Origin of the sequence: Phenylobacterium aquaticum, from assembly GCF_022695515.1 — a bacterium.
GTDB lineage: Bacteria > Pseudomonadota > Alphaproteobacteria > Caulobacterales > Caulobacteraceae > Phenylobacterium > Phenylobacterium aquaticum.
The window spans coordinates 51702-68937 of record NZ_JALDPT010000031.1; the positions used below are offsets into that span (position 1 = coordinate 51702).

General features: G+C 66.5%; 17 protein-coding genes and 1 tRNA gene. 6 read left to right on the forward strand and 12 right to left on the reverse strand.

Features of this window, described 5'->3' with window-relative positions:
- Positions 1-52 precede the first annotated feature (52 nt).
- The 3 genes from MQH10_RS19815 to clpX all read right to left on the reverse strand — a co-directional run bounded on the left by MQH10_RS19815 (position 53) and on the right by clpX (position 4461).
- Positions 53-325, reverse strand: coding sequence for an HU family DNA-binding protein (locus MQH10_RS19815; RefSeq protein WP_242565713.1), 273 nt, complete (start codon positions 323-325; stop codon positions 53-55).
- A gap of 159 nt (positions 326-484) precedes the next feature.
- Positions 485-2884 (reverse strand): endopeptidase La, encoded by a 2400-nt coding sequence (gene lon, locus MQH10_RS19820; protein WP_242565714.1) that lies wholly within the window; start codon positions 2882-2884, stop codon positions 485-487.
- A gap of 314 nt (positions 2885-3198) precedes the next feature.
- Positions 3199-4461, reverse strand: a complete 1263-nt coding sequence (gene clpX / locus MQH10_RS19825) for an ATP-dependent Clp protease ATP-binding subunit ClpX (protein ID WP_242565715.1) — start codon at positions 4459-4461, stop codon at positions 3199-3201.
- 381 nt (positions 4462-4842) lie between these two features.
- On the opposite strand from clpX, the gene MQH10_RS19830 reads away from it, so the two are divergent.
- The 3 genes from MQH10_RS19830 to MQH10_RS19840 are packed head-to-tail and all read left to right on the forward strand — an operon-like array spanning position 4843 to position 6126.
- Positions 4843-5472 (forward strand): HAD-IB family hydrolase, encoded by a 630-nt coding sequence (locus MQH10_RS19830; RefSeq protein WP_242565716.1) that lies wholly within the window; start codon positions 4843-4845, stop codon positions 5470-5472.
- Positions 5473-5485: 13 nt separating this feature from the next.
- Complete coding sequence (locus tag MQH10_RS19835; protein WP_242565717.1) at positions 5486-5875, forward strand: nucleoside triphosphate pyrophosphohydrolase; 390 nt, start codon at positions 5486-5488, stop codon at positions 5873-5875.
- The gene (locus MQH10_RS19840) at positions 5872-6126 is read left to right on the forward strand and encodes a hypothetical protein (RefSeq protein WP_242565718.1); all 255 of its coding nucleotides are present in this window, start codon (positions 5872-5874) and stop codon (positions 6124-6126) included. The genes MQH10_RS19835 and MQH10_RS19840 overlap by 4 nt, the downstream gene beginning before the upstream one ends.
- Positions 6127-6201: 75 nt before the next feature.
- On the opposite strand, the gene MQH10_RS19845 is transcribed toward MQH10_RS19840, so the two are convergent.
- The 7 genes from MQH10_RS19845 to MQH10_RS19875 form a co-directional block, all read right to left on the reverse strand.
- Entirely contained in the window at positions 6202-6816 is a 615-nt protein-coding gene (locus MQH10_RS19845) for an ATP-dependent Clp protease proteolytic subunit (protein ID WP_242565719.1), read from the reverse strand.
- A 168-nt stretch (positions 6817-6984) separates the two neighbouring features.
- Positions 6985-8343, reverse strand: a complete 1359-nt coding sequence (gene tig / locus MQH10_RS19850; protein ID WP_272887043.1) for a trigger factor — start codon at positions 8341-8343, stop codon at positions 6985-6987.
- 201 nt (positions 8344-8544) lie between these two features.
- Positions 8545-8787, reverse strand: a complete 243-nt coding sequence (locus MQH10_RS19855) for a hypothetical protein (protein WP_242565721.1) — start codon at positions 8785-8787, stop codon at positions 8545-8547.
- 142 nt (positions 8788-8929) lie between these two features.
- Positions 8930-9014 (reverse strand) — tRNA-Leu (locus tag MQH10_RS19860).
- Between the two features lie 59 nt (positions 9015-9073).
- Positions 9074-9664, reverse strand: coding sequence for a LysE family translocator (locus MQH10_RS19865; protein WP_242565722.1), 591 nt, complete (start codon positions 9662-9664; stop codon positions 9074-9076).
- A 313-nt stretch (positions 9665-9977) separates the two neighbouring features.
- Complete coding sequence (locus tag MQH10_RS19870; protein WP_242565723.1) at positions 9978-11435, reverse strand: NAD(P)H-hydrate dehydratase; 1458 nt, start codon at positions 11433-11435, stop codon at positions 9978-9980.
- A gap of 35 nt (positions 11436-11470) precedes the next feature.
- On the reverse strand, positions 11471-12040 hold the full coding sequence (locus MQH10_RS19875) for a histidine phosphatase family protein (protein WP_242565724.1): 570 nt from the start codon (positions 12038-12040) through the stop codon (positions 11471-11473).
- Between the two features lie 502 nt (positions 12041-12542).
- Between MQH10_RS19875 and MQH10_RS19880 the strand changes: the two genes are divergently transcribed.
- The 3 genes from MQH10_RS19880 to MQH10_RS19890 all read left to right on the forward strand — a co-directional run bounded on the left by MQH10_RS19880 (position 12543) and on the right by MQH10_RS19890 (position 14903).
- Positions 12543-12881, forward strand: coding sequence for a P-II family nitrogen regulator (locus tag MQH10_RS19880; RefSeq protein ID WP_242565725.1), 339 nt, complete (start codon positions 12543-12545; stop codon positions 12879-12881).
- Between the two features lie 44 nt (positions 12882-12925).
- Entirely contained in the window at positions 12926-14335 is a 1410-nt protein-coding gene (gene glnA, locus MQH10_RS19885; RefSeq protein ID WP_242565726.1) for a type I glutamate--ammonia ligase, read from the forward strand.
- A gap of 163 nt (positions 14336-14498) precedes the next feature.
- Positions 14499-14903 (forward strand): SRPBCC family protein, encoded by a 405-nt coding sequence (locus tag MQH10_RS19890; RefSeq protein ID WP_242565727.1) that lies wholly within the window; start codon positions 14499-14501, stop codon positions 14901-14903.
- Between the two features lie 5 nt (positions 14904-14908).
- Here MQH10_RS19890 and MQH10_RS19895 read toward each other — a convergent pair whose 3' ends face one another.
- Together MQH10_RS19895 and MQH10_RS19900 are read right to left on the reverse strand one after the other, a co-directional pair.
- Positions 14909-15136: a hypothetical protein gene (locus MQH10_RS19895; protein ID WP_242565728.1), complete on the reverse strand. Its 228-nt coding sequence runs from the start codon at positions 15134-15136 to the stop codon at positions 14909-14911.
- 157 nt (positions 15137-15293) lie between these two features.
- Complete coding sequence (locus tag MQH10_RS19900) at positions 15294-17105, reverse strand: alpha/beta hydrolase family protein (protein WP_242565729.1); 1812 nt, start codon at positions 17103-17105, stop codon at positions 15294-15296.
- Positions 17106-17236: the final 131 nt, after the last annotated feature.

Genomic DNA, 17236 nt, shown 5'->3' on the forward strand with positions numbered 1-17236 from the left:
GCCGCCAGCCCGGCGACCGCCCTTTCCTGTAGGTCGACTAAGCGTCGAACGCCTAGTTCAAGGCGCCCTTCAGGCCCTCACCGACGCGGAAACGCGCGGTGTTGGACGCCGGACGGCTGACGGTTTCGCCGGTGCGCGGATTGCGGGCGGTGCCCGCGGCGCGCTTCACCGGAACGAAGCTGCCAAAGCCGACGAGACGAACTTCGTCTCCCGCCTTGAGCGACGCCGTGACAGAATCGATGAACGCTTCAAGAGCGTCTTTCGCCTGCGCCTTGTTGAGGCCCGCCTTATCGGCGATCGCCGTGACGAGTTCGGCCTTGGTCATTTTTTGTCTCTCCCAGCCCATTATATCTCCGCGAACCGCTCGCGGCATTCGCGAGGCTGCTTCGCGTGTCGCGATTATGGCGACCTTGCGTCAGGCGTCAAACGAAGGCGGCGCAGGAATCCCCTGCGCCGCCAAGAAAAATGCCGATTTTTCACGTTTTCAGTGGGTGATCACGGCCTCGTGGTCTCCATCCTCGGTCGCAACCGCAACCGCGGGTTCCTCGGACGGCTTCCAATCGATCGGCGCGAGCGGCTCGGTCAGGGCCCGGGCCAGCACTTCATCGATGGAGGACACCGGGATGATTTCCAGGCCGGTCTTCACCGACTCGGGGATGTCCTCCAGGTCCTTCACGTTCTCCTCGGGGATCAGCACGGTCTTGACCCCTGAGCGCAGGGCCGCGAGCAGCTTTTCCTTGAGGCCGCCGATGGCCGTCACCCGGCCGCGCAGGGTGACCTCGCCGGTCATGGCGATGTCCTTGCGGATCGGGATCCCGGTCAGCACCGAGACGATCGCCGTGGCCATGGCGGCCCCCGCGGAGGGACCGTCCTTGGGGGTGGCGCCGTCCGGCACGTGGATGTGGACATCGGTCTTCTCGAAGACCGGCGGTTCGATGCCGAAGTGGGTCGCCCGGCTGCGGACATAGGAGTTCGCCGCCGAGATCGATTCCTTCATCACATCCTTCAGGTTGCCCGTGATGGACATGCGGCCCTTGCCCGGCATCTTGACCGCCTCGATGGTCAGGATGTCGCCGCCGAACTCGGTATAGGCCAGGCCGGTGATGATCCCGACCTGATCCTCGGCGTCGGTTTCGCCATAGCGGTACTTCTTGACCCCGGCGTACTTGGCCAGCCGGGCGTCGTCGATGGTGATCGACAGCACCTTCTCACGGCCGAGATCCCGCACGGTCTTGCGCGCCAGATTGCCCAGCTCCCGCTCCAGCGACCGCACGCCGGCTTCGCGGGTGTAGTAGCGGATCAGGTCGCGGATGGCGGCGTCCGGCACCACGAACTCGGCGGCCGTCAGGCCGTGGTCCTTGGTGAGCTTCGGCAGCACGTGGCGCTTGGCGATCTCGATCTTCTCATCCTCGGTGTAGCCGGGGATGCGGATGATCTCCATGCGGTCCAGCAGGGGCTGGGGCATGTTGAGGCTGTTGGCCGTGGTGACGAACATCACCGGCGACAGGTCGTAGTCCACCTCCAGATAGTGGTCGGCGAAGGTGGAGTTCTGCGCCGGGTCCAGCACTTCCAGCAGGGCCGAGGACGGGTCGCCGCGATAGTCGGAGCCCATCTTGTCGATCTCATCCAGCAGGAAGAAGGCGTTGGTCGACTTGGCCTTCTTCATGGACTGGATGATCTTGCCCGGCATGGAGCCGATATAGGTCCGGCGGTGACCGCGGATCTCGGCCTCGTCGCGCACCCCGCCCAGCGACACGCGAACGAATTCGCGGCCCGTGGCTTCGGCGATCGACTTGCCCAGCGAGGTCTTGCCGACGCCGGGAGGACCGACCAGGCAGAGGATCGGGCCCTTGAGTGCCCCGGTCCGGGCCTGGACGGCCAGGTACTCCAGGATCCGCTCCTTGACCTTCTCCAGACCATAGTGGTCGCGGTCGAGGGTCTCCTCGGCCTTCACCAGATCGATGGCCTTGGTCTTGGCCTTGCCCCACGGGATCGACAGGAGCCAGTCCAGATAGTTCCGGACAACCGTCGATTCCGCCGACATCGGGCTCATGTTGCGCAGCTTCTTCAGCTCGGCGTCCGCCTTCGTGCGGGCCTCCTTGGAGAGCTTGGTCTTCTTGATGCGCTTCTCGAGGTCAATCAGCTCGTCGCGCTGGTCGTCCTGCTCGCCCAGCTCGCGCTGGATCGCCTTCATCTGTTCGTTCAGATAGTACTCGCGCTGCGTCTTCTCCATCTGACGCTTCACGCGATTGCGGATCTTCTTCTCGGTCTGCATCACCGAGATCTCGCCCTCCATCAGGGCGTAGACCTTCTCCAGACGCTTCACGACATTGAAGATCTCAAGCAGGTTCTGCTTCTCGCCGATCTTCACCGACAGGTGGCTGGCGATGCGGTCGGCCAGCTCCCCGGGGCTGTCGACCTGAGGCATGGAGGCCAGCGCCTCCGGCGGGACCTTCTTGTTGAGCTTCACATAGTTTTCGAACTGCTCGACCACGGCGCGCGACAGCGCCTCGGCCTCGGCGGAGCCGGCCCCGTCCTCGGTGACGTAGGAGATCTCCGCCTCGTAGTACTCCTCCTGGTCGGTGAACTTGGCGATCCCGGCGCGGGCCTTGCCCTCGACCAGAACCTTCACCGTGCCATCGGGCAGCTTGAGCAGTTGCAGGACGGAGGCCACCACGCCGACGTCATAGATCGCGTCGGGCGACGGATCGTCGTCGTCCTTGTCCTTCTGGGTGGCCAGCAGGATCTGCTTGCCGGGGGTCTTCATCGCTTCTTCAAGCGCGCGCACAGACTTCTCGCGGCCCACGAAGAGCGGCACCGGCTGGTGCGGGAACACCACGATGTCCCGCAGCGGAAGAATGGGCAGGGTCTTAACTTCGGTCATGTCGTCATCAACTCCTGGCCGGGCCCCCTCACAAAGCGAAGCGCGGCCTTTAGCCGGACCGCGGTCACGTCAGACGATGCGTCTGAGTCGGACGGCCCGTCCGCCCTGCCGGGCGGTCTGTCAGGTCATTTATGTGGACGCTTTGGACGCCTATTCAAGTTGCCGCCAGCCTGCGGCGACATCCGTCTACAAACTATGAGGCCGATCCGCCCGCGTGGGTGTGTCACAGGGCGAATTTTCGCGAGGTCCGCGCCGACGAAAAAGCCCCGCGGATCGCGCCGCGGGGCTTTCGAGGGTTTGGAACCGGCTGGGGCCTAGGCCGCGCCGCCCTTGTCGCGACGCTCGGCGTAGATGATCAGCGGCTGAGCGCGGCCGTCGACCACCTCGGCGTTGACCACCACTTCCTCGACGCCGTCATAGGTCGGCAGCTCGTACATGGTGTCGAGCAGGATGGCCTCGAGGATCGAGCGCAGGCCGCGCGCACCGGTCTTGCGCTGGATGGCCTTGCGGGCCACGGCGTTCAGCGCGTCGTCGGTGAAGGTCAGGCCGATGTTCTCCATGTCGAACAGGCGCTGGTACTGCTTGACGAAGGCGTTCTTCGGCTCGGTCAGGATCTTGACCAGGGCGGCGACGTCCAGGTCGTCAAGGGTGGCGATCACCGGCAGACGGCCGATGAATTCCGGGATCAGGCCGAAGCGCTGCAGGTCGTCCGGCTCCACCTGGCGGAAGATCTCGCCGGTGCGGCGGTCGTCCGGGTCCGACACCTTGGCGCCGAAGCCGATCGAGGTCCCCTGCCCGCGGGCCGAGATGATCTTTTCCAGGCCGGCGAAGGCGCCGCCGCAGATGAACAGGATGTTGGTGGTGTCGACCTGCAGGAACTCCTGCTGGGGATGCTTGCGCCCGCCCTGCGGCGGCACGGAGGCGACGGTGCCTTCCATGATCTTCAAGAGCGCCTGCTGCACGCCCTCGCCCGACACGTCGCGGGTGATCGAGGGGTTGTCGGACTTGCGGCTGATCTTGTCGACTTCGTCGATGTAGACGATGCCGCGCTGCGCCCGCTCGACATTGTAGTCGGCGGCCTGGAGCAGCTTCAGGATGATATTTTCCACGTCCTCGCCGACATAACCGGCTTCGGTGAGCGTCGTGGCGTCGGCGACCGTGAACGGCACGTCGATGATTCGGGCGAGCGTCTGGGCCAGCAGGGTCTTACCCGTACCGGTCGGACCGATGAGCAGGATGTTGGCCTTGCCCAGCTCGACGTCGTTGTTCTTCGAGGCGTGGTTGAGGCGCTTGTAGTGGTTGTGGACGGCGACCGAGAGCACCTTCTTGGCGTGGTCCTGGCCGATGACATAGTCGTCGAGGACTTCGCGGATTTCCTTCGGCGTCGGCACGCCGTCCTTTGATTTCACAAAGGAAATCTTGTGCTCTTCACGGATGATATCCATGCACAGCTCAACGCATTCATCGCAGATGAACACGGTCGGGCCCGCAATCAGCTTGCGAACCTCGTGCTGGCTCTTGCCGCAGAAAGAGCAATAGAGGGTGCTCTTGGAATCTCCGCTCGCGGCCTTGGTCATGGTCGTTTCTCACTCTCTCGACGAGACCGGCGAAGGGCCAGACCGTCTTTCCCGGAGGCGTTTCCTGACGCCATCTATGCAGGATACGCGCCTTGGGTTGTCTAATCCTTGACATTCCCTGATCCGAGCCAGGATCACAAGCCTTTGGCCGGCGTCGGTGACAAATGGCGACAGGGCGCCCGATGGCGGGCATGTCCGAATCCCTAGATGGGTGTGCATCGAAACGGCACAAGACCAGGGCAGGATCAGCGCCCGCGACGCGACGCCTCATCCCCGGAGGCTGACGCGCCAGGGGCGAGTCCGGTTGACGCGCGCGCGGTCATCCGCGCGCAAAGGGGGAACATGAGACGCAAGAACAACCTCAGGGGCGCCGGAAGCGGAATGTCCGACTTCCTGGACGACCAGATCGAGGACGCCGGGGTCGTGGCCTTCGACTTCGACGGCACCATCACGGTGCGCGACAGCTTTACGACCTTCCTCAAGTGGCGCGCGGGTCCGCAGCGCTACGCCGCCGGCATGATGCGTCTGGCGCCGGCCGGCCTCGCCTATCTGGGTCACCGCAACCGCGGGCGGATCAAGGCCGCGGCGACGCGGGAGTTCCTGGCGGGCGTCAGCCGCGAACAGCTGGAGGACGAGGCCAAGACCTTCGCCGAGCACCAGGCCCCGCGCCTGCTGCGCGGCGACGCGCTTTCGACCTGGAAGCGCTGGCGGACCCGTCGCGCCAAGCTGGTGATCGTCACCGCCTCGCCGGACATCATCGTGGCCCCCTTCGCCCGCGGCCTGGGCGCCGACGCCCTGATCGCCACCGAACTCCAGTTCGACGCCAATGACCGGGCCACCGGCGGTTTCGCCACCCCCAACTGCCGCGGCCAGGAGAAGGTGCGCCGTCTGCGCGCCATGTTCGGCGACGACCTGCAGCTGAAGGCCGCCTATGGCGACACCAGCGGCGACAAGGACATGCTGAAGATCGCCGACCACCGCGGCTACCGCGTGTTCAAGGCGAGGCCCTGAGGCCATGGCGCGGATGCGGTTTCGGGTTGAGAAGCTGATCCGCGACAAATTGCCCGCGATCATGCGCGACCAGGGCCTGGCCGTGTTCGACCGCCGGCTCGATGACGCAGCCTTCGACCGCGCCCTGCGCGCCAAGCTCCTGGAGGAGGCCGCCGAGGCGGTCGAGGCGGTGGGGGCGGAGGACCTGGCCGGCGAGCTGGCCGACCTCAGCGAGGTGATCCTGGCGCTCGCCCAGCTGCACGGCCTGGGCGCGGCCGAGATCGAGGCCCGGCGGATCGCCAAGCGGGCCGAGCGCGGCGGCTTCGACGACCGGGTCTATAACGCCGCGGTCGAGGCGGAAGACGGACTGCCGGCCGCCGACTATTATCTGGCCCGCCCCGACCAATATCCTCGCGAGCCATGAAGCACGCCGGCGCCGCCACCCTGGACCAGCTGGAGCCCCTGATCGCGGCGCTGCGCGCCCTGCCCGGCCTGATCGAGAAATCCCGCGGCGTCTTCTATCGCAAGTCCAAGGCCTTCCTGCATTTCCACGAGGACCCGAAGGGGCTGTTCGCCGATCTGCGGACCGGCGACGACTTCGAACGCTTCGACGTCACCGAAGAGGCCGGACGCCAGGCGCTGATCGCGGCCACCCGGGCGGTGCTCGGCGGTTAGAAGCGCAAAAGGCGCCCGCCGTCGCCGGCGAGCGCCTTTCTGATCTCAGACCGTGGGCCCGAAGGCCCAAGGCGCCTAGTCCTCGGCGCGCTTCTCGATCACCTGGTCGACGAGGCCCCACTCTTTGGCTTCCTCGGCGGTCATGAAGGTGTCGCGGTCCAGCTTGTCCTCGACCTCCTCGAAGGTCCGGCCGGTGTGCTTGGCGTAGATCTCGTTCAGGCGGCGCTTGGTCTTGATGATGTCCTCGGCGTGGCGCTCGATGTCCGAGGCCTTGCCCGAATAGCCGCCCGACGGCTGGTGGACCATGATGCGGGCGTTGGGCAGGGCGATGCGCTGGCCGGCCTCGCCCGCCATCAGCAGGAACGAGCCCATGGAGGCCGCCATGCCCATGCACAGGGTCACGATCGGGCACTTCACGTACTGCATGGTGTCGTAGATCGCCAGACCGGACGTCACCACCCCGCCGGGGGAGTTGATGTACATCTGGATTTCCTTCTTCGGGTTCTCCGCTTCCAGGTACAGCAGCTGGGCGCAGATCAGCGCCGACATGCCGTCCTCGACGGGACCGTTCAGGAAGATCACGCGCTCCTTCAGGAGGCGGGAGAAAATATCAAAGGCGCGCTCGCCGCGGCTGGTCTGCTCGACCACCATGGGCACGAGATTCAGCGCGGTCGTTTGCGGGTCACGCATGGGGAGGAAGCCCTTCTCGATGGGGCGACCCGGAAAGGGAGTCGCTTTTGTCCCTTCCGATATCGCGTGCGGAGGGGTCGGTTGCAAGGTGACCCAGAGTTCTAAAGAAAATCCCTCCCCGCGAGGGGAGGGATTGATGGAATTCAGCGCCGGTCAGGGCGGTGAGGATCAGGCCGAGTAGCCTTCCGGCATGTCGTCTTCCTTGAGGAGCTCTTCCTTGGAGACCTTCTCGTCGGCGACGGTGGCCTGACCGAGGATCAGGTCGACCACCTTGTCCTCGAAGATCGGGGCGCGCAGCTGGGCCTGGGCCTGGGGGTTCTGGCGGAAGAAGTCGAAGATCTGCTGGGCCTGCGGGCCATAGCGCATGGCCTCGGCGCGCATGGCTTCGGCCAGCTCCTGGTCGGTGACCTGGACGTTGTTGGCGCGGCCGATTTCGGCCAGCACCAGGCCCAGGCGCACGCGGCGCTCGGCGATCTTGCGGTATTCGGACTGCAGGGTCTCGTCGGACTTGTCGGCGTCCTCGGGCGGCAGGCCGCCGCGTTCCTTGTCCTGCTGGACCTGGCTCCAGATCTGGCCGAACTCGGCCTCGACCATCTTGGGCGGCAGCGGGAACTCGTGCTTCTCGTCGAGCACGTCGAGCAGGGCGCGCTTCAGCTTGAAGCGCGAGGCGCCGGCGTACTGGCCTTCCAGATTGGTCTTCAGGAGTTCCTTGAGCTTGTCGAGGCTCTCAAGGCCCAGGCGTTCGGCCAGCGCATCGTCGATCTTGGATTCGACCGGCGCCTTCACTTCCTTGACGGTGACCGCGAATTCGGCGGCCTTACCGGCCAGCTCGGCGGCCTGGTACTGCTCGGGGAAGGTCACCTTCACCACGACTTCGTCGCCCGGCTTGGCGCCGACCAGCTGCTCTTCGAAGCCCGGAATGAATTGGCCCGAGCCCAGGGTCAGCTCGGCGTCGGTGGCCGCGCCGCCGTCGAAGGCCACGTCGTCGACGGTGCCGAGGAAGTCGATGACCAGGAGGTCGCCGTCCTTGGCCTTCAGAGACTTGCCCTTGCGGGGCTCATAGGTGCGGTTCTGCTTGGCCAGCTCGGTGACGGCCTCTTCGACTTCGGCGTCGGTGGGCTCATAGACCGGGCGGGTCAGGGAAATGGTGGTCAGATCGGCCGGTTCGAACTCCGGCATGATCTCGATGGCGATCTCATAGGAGAGGTCGGCCTTGCCGTCGACGACGGCCTGCATGTCGCCTTCCGGCTTCAGATCCGGGTCGCCGGCGGGACGGATCTTGTTGTCCTCGAGCACCTTCTGGGTGGTCTCGTTGATCGCCGCCTCGACGACTTCGCTCATCAGCGCCTTGCCGAACATGCGCTTCACATGCGCCGGAGGCACCTTGCCGGGACGGAATCCCTTGATGTTGAGGGTGGGCGTGATCTCGGCGATCCGCGCCTCCAGACGTTCGGTCAGGTCCGCGACGGGGACGGTCACGCCATAGACGCGGCTGAGGCCTTCGCCAGACTTTTCAACGATCTGCATCGACATTCTTGGATTTCTCGGACGCGGCGACAAAGCACCGTCTCGACGTCCGCCCTCGGCTTGAAAAGGTGAGCGCCGCCAGGGGCCTGGCGGCGAGCGGGCGCCCTTATGTCACGCGCCCCGCGCCGGGCCAAGCCCTAAGCGCGCCTCTGATCACAGCCGAGCGGAGGGGCCCGCGCGGGGGCCCCTTGTCGCCGGGACCTACCAGCGGCGCATTTCGGTGTGGCAGACCCGGACACGGTGGTGATGACGCCATTCGGTGCGGCACACGCGGACCGGATGGACCCGGCGCTCATGGCGACGCTCATAGCGGTCTTCATGGCGGTCGCGATGGTCGTCGTGGCCGTAGCCGGGGCCGCCATAGGGCTGGGCCGACGCGGGGACGGAGACGGCCAGGGAGCCGACAGCCAGGGCGCCGGCCAGGGCGAGGGTGATGATCTTCATGTGGAACACCTCTGAGTGGGAGGGCTCCCCCAGCCAGACCGCCTTTGCGGTCGAGCCGGCTGAACCCGTTCAACGAACGTGCTCAGATAAGCCCCTGCCACATGAACGGCGCCTGACGGAATTCGTTCAGTCCCGGTCAGGTTGGTGCGGGCGAGAGGACTCGAACCTCCACGCCTTGCGGCGCTGGAACCTAAATCCAGTGCGTCTACCAATTCCGCCACGCCCGCACTCTGGGACTGCGCTTAAGGGGCCGTGACCCGAAGCGCAACTCTCCTCTCCCCGGCCCTCACCGCCCCACGAGCTCGAACACCAGCGGGGTCAGAGACAGCACCAGCAGGGCGGCCATCGAGATGTTGAAGGCCCGCAGGATCGCCGGCCGGTCGAGGAACCTGCGCAGGCCGACGCCGAAGCCGGTCCAGATGGCGATGCAGGGCGCATTGATGGCGAAGAACACCAGCGAGACCAGGATCACATTGGCCCGGTAGTGATCGGCCGGGGCGTAGGTGGTCACCGCGCCCACCGCCATGGCCCAGGCCTTGGGATTGACCAGCTGGAAGCTGGCGGCCTGGGCGAAGGTCTGGGGGCGGCTGGCCCCCTGCCCCACCCCCACGCCCTTGGCGTTGGCGATCTTCCAGGCGAGCCACAGCATGTAGCCGCCGCCGGCCAGGGCCAGCACCTTGTGCAGGGCCGGAAACGCCCGGAACACCCCGCCCAGCCCCAGGCCCACGGCGGCGATCATGGCGCAGAAGCCCACGGCCACCCCGGCCATGTGGGCGGCGCTGGCCCGGAAGCCGAAATTGGCCCCCGAGGCGATCAGCATGGTGTTGTTCGGGCCCGGCGTGATCGAGGACACGAAGGCGAACAACGAAAGCGCCATAAGCAGATCTGGCGTGAGCGACGGCATGGCGGAGGTCCTTTTACAGGGTCCGGCGATCATCAGGAGCCGCGTGGCGAAAACGCGAAAACCCCTTCCGTCGCCGGAAGGGGTTTTTGGCGAAGACCGATTGGTCCGTCTCGAACCTTAAGTCGCCGATCCCTTCCGCGCAGCCGCGATTGCCCGCCAGGCGATTACCTGGCGGCACATAGCTTGAGCGGCGGCGGCGAAAGAGATCACGTATCGAGGTCCTTTGACGGATCAGCGCCTAGCATGGGTGGTCCGGCTTGACCACAGGCCGGCCGGGCGGCGGCGGTCAGCCGTGCCGAGCTGCATAAAGACGACGCAGAATCGTCGGCGCCAGGCCCGGAAGATCCTCAGCGATCAGGCCCGGGCCGTGCAGGTCGGCGGCTTCCGAATGGATCCAGGTCGCCGCACAGGCGGCCTCGAAGCTTTCCATGCCCTGGGCGATCAGGGCGGCGACGAAGCCCGCCAGCACGTCGCCCGATCCGGCCGTGGCCAGCCAGGGCGATCCGTTGGAGCAGACCGCGGCGCGGCCGTCAGGGTGGGCGACCACGGTGTCGGCGCCCTTCAAGAGGACCACGGCGTCAGCCTTCTGGGCTGCGCGGCGGGCGGCGGTCAGGCGCTCGGGCGAGGCCTTGAGCAGGCCTGGGAACAGCCGTTCGAATTCGCCCGGATGGGGGGTGAGCACGTCATCCACGTCCAGCACCGAGAACAGCTCCTCGGGATCGTCGCGGAAGACGGTGATGGCGTCGGCGTCGATGACCAGGGCCGCGCCGGTGCGGGCCAGAGCCAGAACGTTCAGCAGGGTCGATTCGCTCACGCCCGCGGCCGGACCGATCACCGCGGCGTCGACTTCGGCGGCCAGCTGCTCCAGCTCCATCTCGGTCTCGAAGGGCTTCAGCATCACCGCCTCGAGGTGGGCGGCATTTACGGCCAGGGCCTCGGGCGGCGACAGCAGGGTGACGAGCCCCGCCCCCATCCGCAGGCCCGCCCGCGCCGACAGACGCGCCGCCCCGGTGTTCCAGGCCTCGCCGCTGATCACCACCATGCGGCCGCGCGCATGCTTGTGCGACTGGGCTGAGGGCCAGGGGAAATGATCCAGCCAGGCGTCCGGCGTGTTCTCGATCAGGCCGCTTCCCGTGGCGGTGAGGCCGATATCGGCGACCACCACCTCGCCGCAGCGGGACTGTCCCGGCTCCAGTACATGGGCCGGCTTCTTGGCGTGGAAGGTGACGGTCAGGCCGGCCCAGAAGGCCGCGTCGCCCAGCGGACGTCCGGTGTCACCGGCCAGGCCGCTGGGGATGTCGATGGCGATGATCTGGTCGGCGCGGGCCTCCGAGACGCGGGCCAGGCGCGCCGCCTCCCCGTCCAGCGGCCGGCTCAGCCCCACCCCGAACAGGGCGTCGACGAACAGTTCCGCGTGCCGCGGCCCTTGCCCCAGATCATGGGTCTCGCCGGTCCACTCGGCCGCCGCGGCCCTGGCGTCAGCGGTGGCGGGGGGATCGGTGCGCTCGACCCAGACCGGCCAGCCGCGCTCGGCCAGCCAGCGGGCGCAAACATAGCCGTCGCCGCCATTATTGCCGGGACCGCAGAGCACGGCGATCGGCCGGGGCGTGAACCGGTCGCAGATCGCGTCGGCCACCGCCAGGCCGGCGCGGGCCATCAGCTCCACACCCGGCGCGCCCGCCGCGATGGCGGCTTGGTCGGCGGCGGTCATTTCAGAGACGGTCAGGATGGGCCGGGCGGACACGAAAGCTCCAAGCGCAGGAGAAAGACGGGGCGGACCTAGAGAACGCTCGTCTGAGCTTCCGGACCGCGGGCCACCAGGGTCAGGGCGGACCCGTCGCTGTCGAGCACGCTGATCGAGGTGTGGTCCGGCCGGAACACCAGGACGCGCGGATCGTCCGCCAGCAGGGACATGACCGCATTGATGGCCACATAGTGACTGAAGACGGCGGTCCCGGCCCGCGCGGTCAGGGCCTGGACGACCGCGCGACGCCAGGCGTCATAGTCGAGATCACCCTTCACATTGCGCCACTCGCCCTGGAACACCTCGCGCAGCCAGGCCGGCCGTTCCTCGGCCGAGAGACCGGCCGGCGTCGGGATCTCGCCCACGGACGGGTCGATCTCGATCTCGACGCCCAGGGCCTGGGCGGTCGGCATGGCGGTCTCGCGGCAGCGGCGCAGGGGCGAACTGACCACCCGGGTCGGCCGCTCGTCCTCGGGCAGGGAGAGCAGATGGTCGCGGGCGGCCTCCGCCTGGGCGCGGCCGGTTTCGTCCAGGCCCGGATCATCGTCGGCCTCGCCCCAGACGGCGGCGGGCTTGCCATGGCGGATCAGGTAAAGACGCGACATTGGAATGGTCCAGACAGCGGATTGAAAGCCTGCGGACCATTCCCCGATGCGCCCCTGAGGTCCACCCTCAAAACCGCCCGGGGCCGATGGCCGGGGTCGACCGTCACAATGCCGCCGTCGTTTGGACTTTCCATGACACCGGTCACATCGCCGCATGGACCGGTCCGCTGCAAACTTCAGCATCGGGACGTAACAGTGACACGCCGCGACTAAGGCCGGAAATGCGGTTTTAGCTCCGCGGAGGGGCCATCCGGGCCGTCCCGGCGATCACTTGCGACTCCTTCGCGATCAAACCCGGCTGCGAAAGCAACCCGGAACGGGCTTCGACGTCCATTTTCGTCGTGATTGTTTCTTGAGCAGCAGGCGCCCGCCGTTTAGACAAACGCAGATTCCCGCCCGCCGGCGCCGCAAGCTCCGCAGGCGCCCCCTTGTCCCCCCGCACGTGAGCGTGCTCGTAGCCTTCAAACGCGGGGGGCGACCTTCGTCGGCAGTAAGTTGGGCCATGAAAAAGATCGAAGCCATCATTAAGCCCTTCAAGCTCGACGAGGTGAAGGAAGCCCTCCAGGACCTGGGAGTCCAAGGGATGACCGTGATCGAGGCCAAGGGATACGGCCGTCAGAAGGGCCATACCGAACTCTACCGCGGCGCCGAGTACGTCGTGGACTTCCTGCCCAAGATCAAAATCGAAGTGGTGGTGGCCGATGACCAGCTGGAACCGGCCCTAGACTCCATTGTTGGCGCGGCGCGCACGGGGCGCATCGGCGACGGCAAGATCTTCGTGTCTGAAATCCTCGACGTGCTGCGTATCCGCACGGGCGAGACTGGGGCGGCGGCCGTCTAGGTCGCAGCTCATCGAGACTAGGGATTACCAAAGGGGATAAACCAATGGCCACCGCCAAGGACATTCTGAACGAAATCAAGGAAAAGGACGTCAAATACGTCGACGTCCGTTTCACCGACATGCGCGGCAAGATGCAGCATGTGACCTTCGACATCGACCTGGTCGATGACGACTTCCTGAACGACGGCACCATGTTCGACGGTTCGTCGATCGCCGGCTGGAAGGCGATCAACGAGTCGGACATGAAGCTGCGTCCCGACCTGAACAGCGCCTACATCGACCCCTTCTATCAGCAGACCACGCTGTGCCTGTTCTGCGACGTCGTGAACCCCGACACCGGCACCCCCTACAACCGCGACCCGCGGTCCATCGCCAAGGCGGCGCTGAACTTCGTGAAGTCGGCCGGCGTGGGCGACACCGTCTATTTCGGTCCGGAAGCCGAGTTCTTCATCTTCGACGACGTGCGCTGGTCCACTGATCCGCACAACACCGGCTATTCCTATGACTCGACCGAGCTGCCGGTGAACACCGGCAAGGAATATGCGGAAGGCAACATGGGTCACCGTCCGGGTCCGAAGGGCGGCTACTTCCCGATGAACCCGATCGACAGCGCCCAGGACCTGCGCGGCGAAATGCTGGCCGTCATGGGCGAGCTCGGCATGCAGCCGGAAAAGCACCACCACGAGGTGGCCCCGGCCCAGCACGAACTCGGCCTGAAGTTCGCCGACCTGCTGACCATGGCCGACCGGATGCAGCTCTATAAGTACGTCATCCACAACGTGGCGGCGGCTTACGGCAAGACCGCGACCTTCATGGCCAAGCCGATGTTCGCCGACAACGGCTCGGGCATGCACGTGCACCAGTCGATCTGGAAGGACGGCAAGCCCATGTTCGCCGGCGACAAGTACGCCGGTCTGAGCCAGGAGTGCCTGTGGTATATCGGCGGCATCATCAAGCACGCCAAGGCCATCAACGCCTTCTCGAACTCCACCACCAACAGCTACAAGCGTCTGGTGCCCGGCTACGAAGCCCCGGTGAAGCTGGCCTATTCGGCCCGCAACCGTTCGGCCTCGATCCGCATCCCGCACGTGGACAGCCCCAAGGCCAAGCGTCTGGAAGCCCGCTTCCCCGACCCGATGGGCAACCCCTATCTGACCTTCGTGGCCCTGCTGATGGCCGGCCTCGACGGGATCATCAACCAGATCGATCCCGGCGCGCCCCAGGACAAGAACCTCTATGACCTGCCGCCCCGCGAGCAGAAGAAGGTTCCGGAAGTCTGCGGCTCGCTGCGCGAAGCCCTGGAAAACCTGGACAAGGACCGCGGCTTCCTGAAGGCCGGCGGCGTCATGGACGACGACTTCATCGACGCCTACATCGAGCTGAAGATGGAAGAAGTGATGCGTCTGCAACTGCACCCGCACCCCGTCGAATTCGACATGTACTACAAGTGCTAAGCCTGACGGCTTAGTCGGACGTCAGAAGGGCCGCGGTTCACCCCGCGGCCCTTTTTGCTGGGCGCGGTCCGAGGCGATGACGTCCGAATCCGGCCAGACCCGCCCGGCCGGCTCGGCCAGGATCCGCCCATTCGCCGCGCCTCCGCGGCCAGTGGGACCAGCCATGGCGTCAATCCGCAAGACCTTCGAGGTGGCCGCCAGCGCCGAGGCGGTCTGGGACGCCTTGCGCGACTTCAACGCCGTGCATCAGCGGGTGGCCCCGGGCTTCGTCACCGATGTGGAAGCCCAGGACGGGACGAGGCGGGTGACCTTCGCCAACGGCGCTGTGGCGACAGAGGCCCTGGTGGACTGCGACGATGCGCGGCGGCGGCTGGTCTATGCGGTGGTGGGCGGACGTCCCCTCGCCCACTCCGCCTCGGTGGAGGTGGCCGCGCAGGGCGACGGGGCCTGCCAGGTGACCTGGATCACCGACGTGCTGCCGAATGATCTGAGCGACTATATCGACATGCAGATGAGCGCCGCCGTCCCGATCATGACGGCGACCCTCGGCCGCATCGGAAAGGCCTGAAGCGTCTAGAGCTTCTGGGCGACCCACCAGTAGACGACGAAGGCGATCGCCGCCGGCACGCCGTAGGAGGCCGCGAACAGCCACGGCGAATGGCTGTCGGGCAGGGCCGAGGAGATCAGCCCCCCGATCGCCACGACCGCGAACAGGGCGAACGCGGTGCCCAGGATGTTGATGAGCTCACGGGGCACGCTGCGCAGCAGGTTCGAAGGCGCCCGCGGATGAGTGATAGCCATTCCAGTTTCCTTCCCTTCGACGTCGCCGCGCCCTTGTCATCGATCCGGAACATCGCCCCGGGCCGAGCTGGCGCATTTCAAACGTCCTGATGCGGAGGTTGCCCCAATTGGCGCGACTTGCAAGCGTCCTGTCGCCGCAGAGGATCAGCGCCCTTCCCTATTCCGCCGGATTGTAGCGCGCGACGAAGGCCACGGCCGCCTCGAGCATGGCCTTGCGACTGGTGTCGCGTGACAGCCAGTGGTCCTCCCCCTTCAGCTGCACGAAGTCGACAGGCTTGCCCGCCTTCTGCAGGGCGCGCTGCATTTGCTGGCTCTGGGCGATCGGCACGATGGTGTCGTCGGCGCCGTGGATCAGCAGGACGGGTGCGTCGGCGCGATCAGCCAGGCGGGCCGGCGAGAGATCCTTGAGCGCCGGATCGTCATTGGTCTTGGCCCCGATGAATTTGCGCTCGTAACGCGCCCTGGCGGTGCGGTCGTCGCCGTCGGCAGGCGCCAGCCAGAACAGGAAGGCGTTGAGATCGGAGATCCCGCCATAGGAGACAGCGCAGCGGTAGAGACCCTGCTGGACGGTCACCCCGGCCTGGGCGGCGTAGCCCCCGTAGCTCCAGCCCACGATGCAGGCGCGCTTCGGATCGATCAGGCCCTGCCTGGCCAGATCCGCCACGCCGTCGGAGATATCAGTCTGCATCTTGCGGCCCCATTCCCCGAAGCCGGCGTCGCGGAATGCGACGCCCTGGTCGTCGGAGCCCCGGAAGTTCGGCTGGAAGACCGCATATCCACGGCCCGCGAAGGCCTGGGCCATCCAGTCGAAGCCCTGGCTGTCGTGTCCCTGCGGCCCGCCATGGGGCAGGACGACCAGGGGCAGGCCCTTGGGATCGCGCCCCGGCGGCAGGGTCAGCACGCCGTGGATCTCCAGCCCATCCGCGGCCTTGTAGGAAACCACCCGGGTGGCCCCCAGATTGAGGTCGGGAATGTCCGGATAGGGATAGGCGTAGGCCCGCACCGCCTTGCCATCGACCAGCCAATAGGTCCCGGCGTCGCCGTCGCCCTCGGTGAAGAGCACCATCCGCCGATAATCGGCGCTCCAGGAGATCAGCTTCGGCTCCCCGCCCAGGGCCTTGCGATAGGCGGCCTGACGCGCGGCGAGCCGGGGCTCGAAGAACCGCTGTTCCGGTCGATCCCCCATCAGCCAGACACCGACCAGGAGCCCGGTGGACGGGTCATGGATATAGCCCTCGATCAGACCGTCGGTGATCACCGGCGCATGCCCGCCGTCGGCGAGAGACCATTCCTCAGGGGTCTCCTTGTCCACCAGCACCGTGCCGGGCGCCCGTCCAAGGCCGCGAAGGCCAACCTCCCCCAAGGGCTGGGTCAGGCTGACCAGGGGGGCGCCGGTCCGCTCTCCGGCCTGCAAGGCCCAGACACCGCTGGCCTCGGTGTACTCGGCGTGAGCGACGATCAGGCCCGACGGGTCCAGCGCCCATTCATGGGGGCGCTGCGCCCCGGAGGCCGCAAGCTCGGCGACGCCGCTGTCGAGATCCACGCGGTAGAGATTGACGAAGTTGTTGGCCCCCAGACTGCCGCTGTCGAAGCCGCGGGTCTTGGTCAGGGGGATGCCTTCGAAATAGCCATACCAGCGTCCGGACTGCTGGACGGCGCCCAGATAGCCGAAGGTGGCGTGCAGAATGGCCGGGCTGGCGCCGAAGACCACCGTCACCGCGTTGGTGATCAGGTTCAGCGAAAGGGTCTGGCTGAATTCCTGGGTCCCCGAGAAGGACCCCAGGGCCTGGGTGGAGCTGGCCGTGATCAGCAGGTGGTCGTCGCCCGCCCAGTCCAGCTGGCGGACCTTGTTGTCGCCGACCGGCGCGGCGATCAGGACCTTGTCGGCCAGATCCTTGACCACCACCTGACGGCTGTCGCCGGTGGTCGCGACATAGGCCACCTTCTCCCCCGAGGGCGACAGCGACATCATGTCGATGCTGGGCAGCCGCCCATAGACCTCCGTCTTGAGCGGGGCCGGCGGCGCGCGACGCTGGGGAGGTCAGGACCATGGCGGCCGCCAGAACGAACAACCCGCGAAACATCGACACACTCCTGACG

Excerpts from the sequence above, each read along its gene's own strand:
- MQH10_RS19815 (WP_242565713.1), bottom strand. The coding sequence starts at position 325 with ATGACCAAGGCCGAACTCGTCACGGCGATCGCCGATAAGGCGGGCCTC.
- lon (WP_242565714.1), bottom strand. The coding sequence starts at position 2,884 with ATGACCGAAGTTAAGACCCTGCCCATTCTTCCGCTGCGGGACATCGTG.
- clpX (WP_242565715.1), bottom strand. The coding sequence starts at position 4,461 with ATGACCAAGGCCGCGAGCGGAGATTCCAAGAGCACCCTCTATTGCTCT.
- MQH10_RS19830 (WP_242565716.1), top strand. The coding sequence starts at position 4,843 with ATGTCCGACTTCCTGGACGACCAGATCGAGGACGCCGGGGTCGTGGCC.
- MQH10_RS19835 (WP_242565717.1), top strand. The coding sequence starts at position 5,486 with ATGCGGTTTCGGGTTGAGAAGCTGATCCGCGACAAATTGCCCGCGATC.
- MQH10_RS19840 (WP_242565718.1), top strand. The coding sequence starts at position 5,872 with ATGAAGCACGCCGGCGCCGCCACCCTGGACCAGCTGGAGCCCCTGATC.
- MQH10_RS19845 (WP_242565719.1), bottom strand. The coding sequence starts at position 6,816 with ATGCGTGACCCGCAAACGACCGCGCTGAATCTCGTGCCCATGGTGGTC.
- tig (WP_272887043.1), bottom strand. The coding sequence starts at position 8,343 with ATGCAGATCGTTGAAAAGTCTGGCGAAGGCCTCAGCCGCGTCTATGGC.
- MQH10_RS19855 (WP_242565721.1), bottom strand. The coding sequence starts at position 8,787 with ATGAAGATCATCACCCTCGCCCTGGCCGGCGCCCTGGCTGTCGGCTCC.
- MQH10_RS19865 (WP_242565722.1), bottom strand. The coding sequence starts at position 9,664 with ATGGCGCTTTCGTTGTTCGCCTTCGTGTCCTCGATCACGCCGGGCCCG.
- MQH10_RS19875 (WP_242565724.1), bottom strand. The coding sequence starts at position 12,040 with ATGTCGCGTCTTTACCTGATCCGCCATGGCAAGCCCGCCGCCGTCTGG.
- MQH10_RS19880 (WP_242565725.1), top strand. The coding sequence starts at position 12,543 with ATGAAAAAGATCGAAGCCATCATTAAGCCCTTCAAGCTCGACGAGGTG.
- glnA (WP_242565726.1), top strand. The coding sequence starts at position 12,926 with ATGGCCACCGCCAAGGACATTCTGAACGAAATCAAGGAAAAGGACGTC.
- MQH10_RS19890 (WP_242565727.1), top strand. The coding sequence starts at position 14,499 with ATGGCGTCAATCCGCAAGACCTTCGAGGTGGCCGCCAGCGCCGAGGCG.
- MQH10_RS19895 (WP_242565728.1), bottom strand. The coding sequence starts at position 15,136 with ATGGCTATCACTCATCCGCGGGCGCCTTCGAACCTGCTGCGCAGCGTG.
- MQH10_RS19900 (WP_242565729.1), bottom strand. The coding sequence starts at position 17,105 with ATGTCGCTGTCGCCCTCGGGGGAGAAGGTGGCCTATGTCGCGACCACC.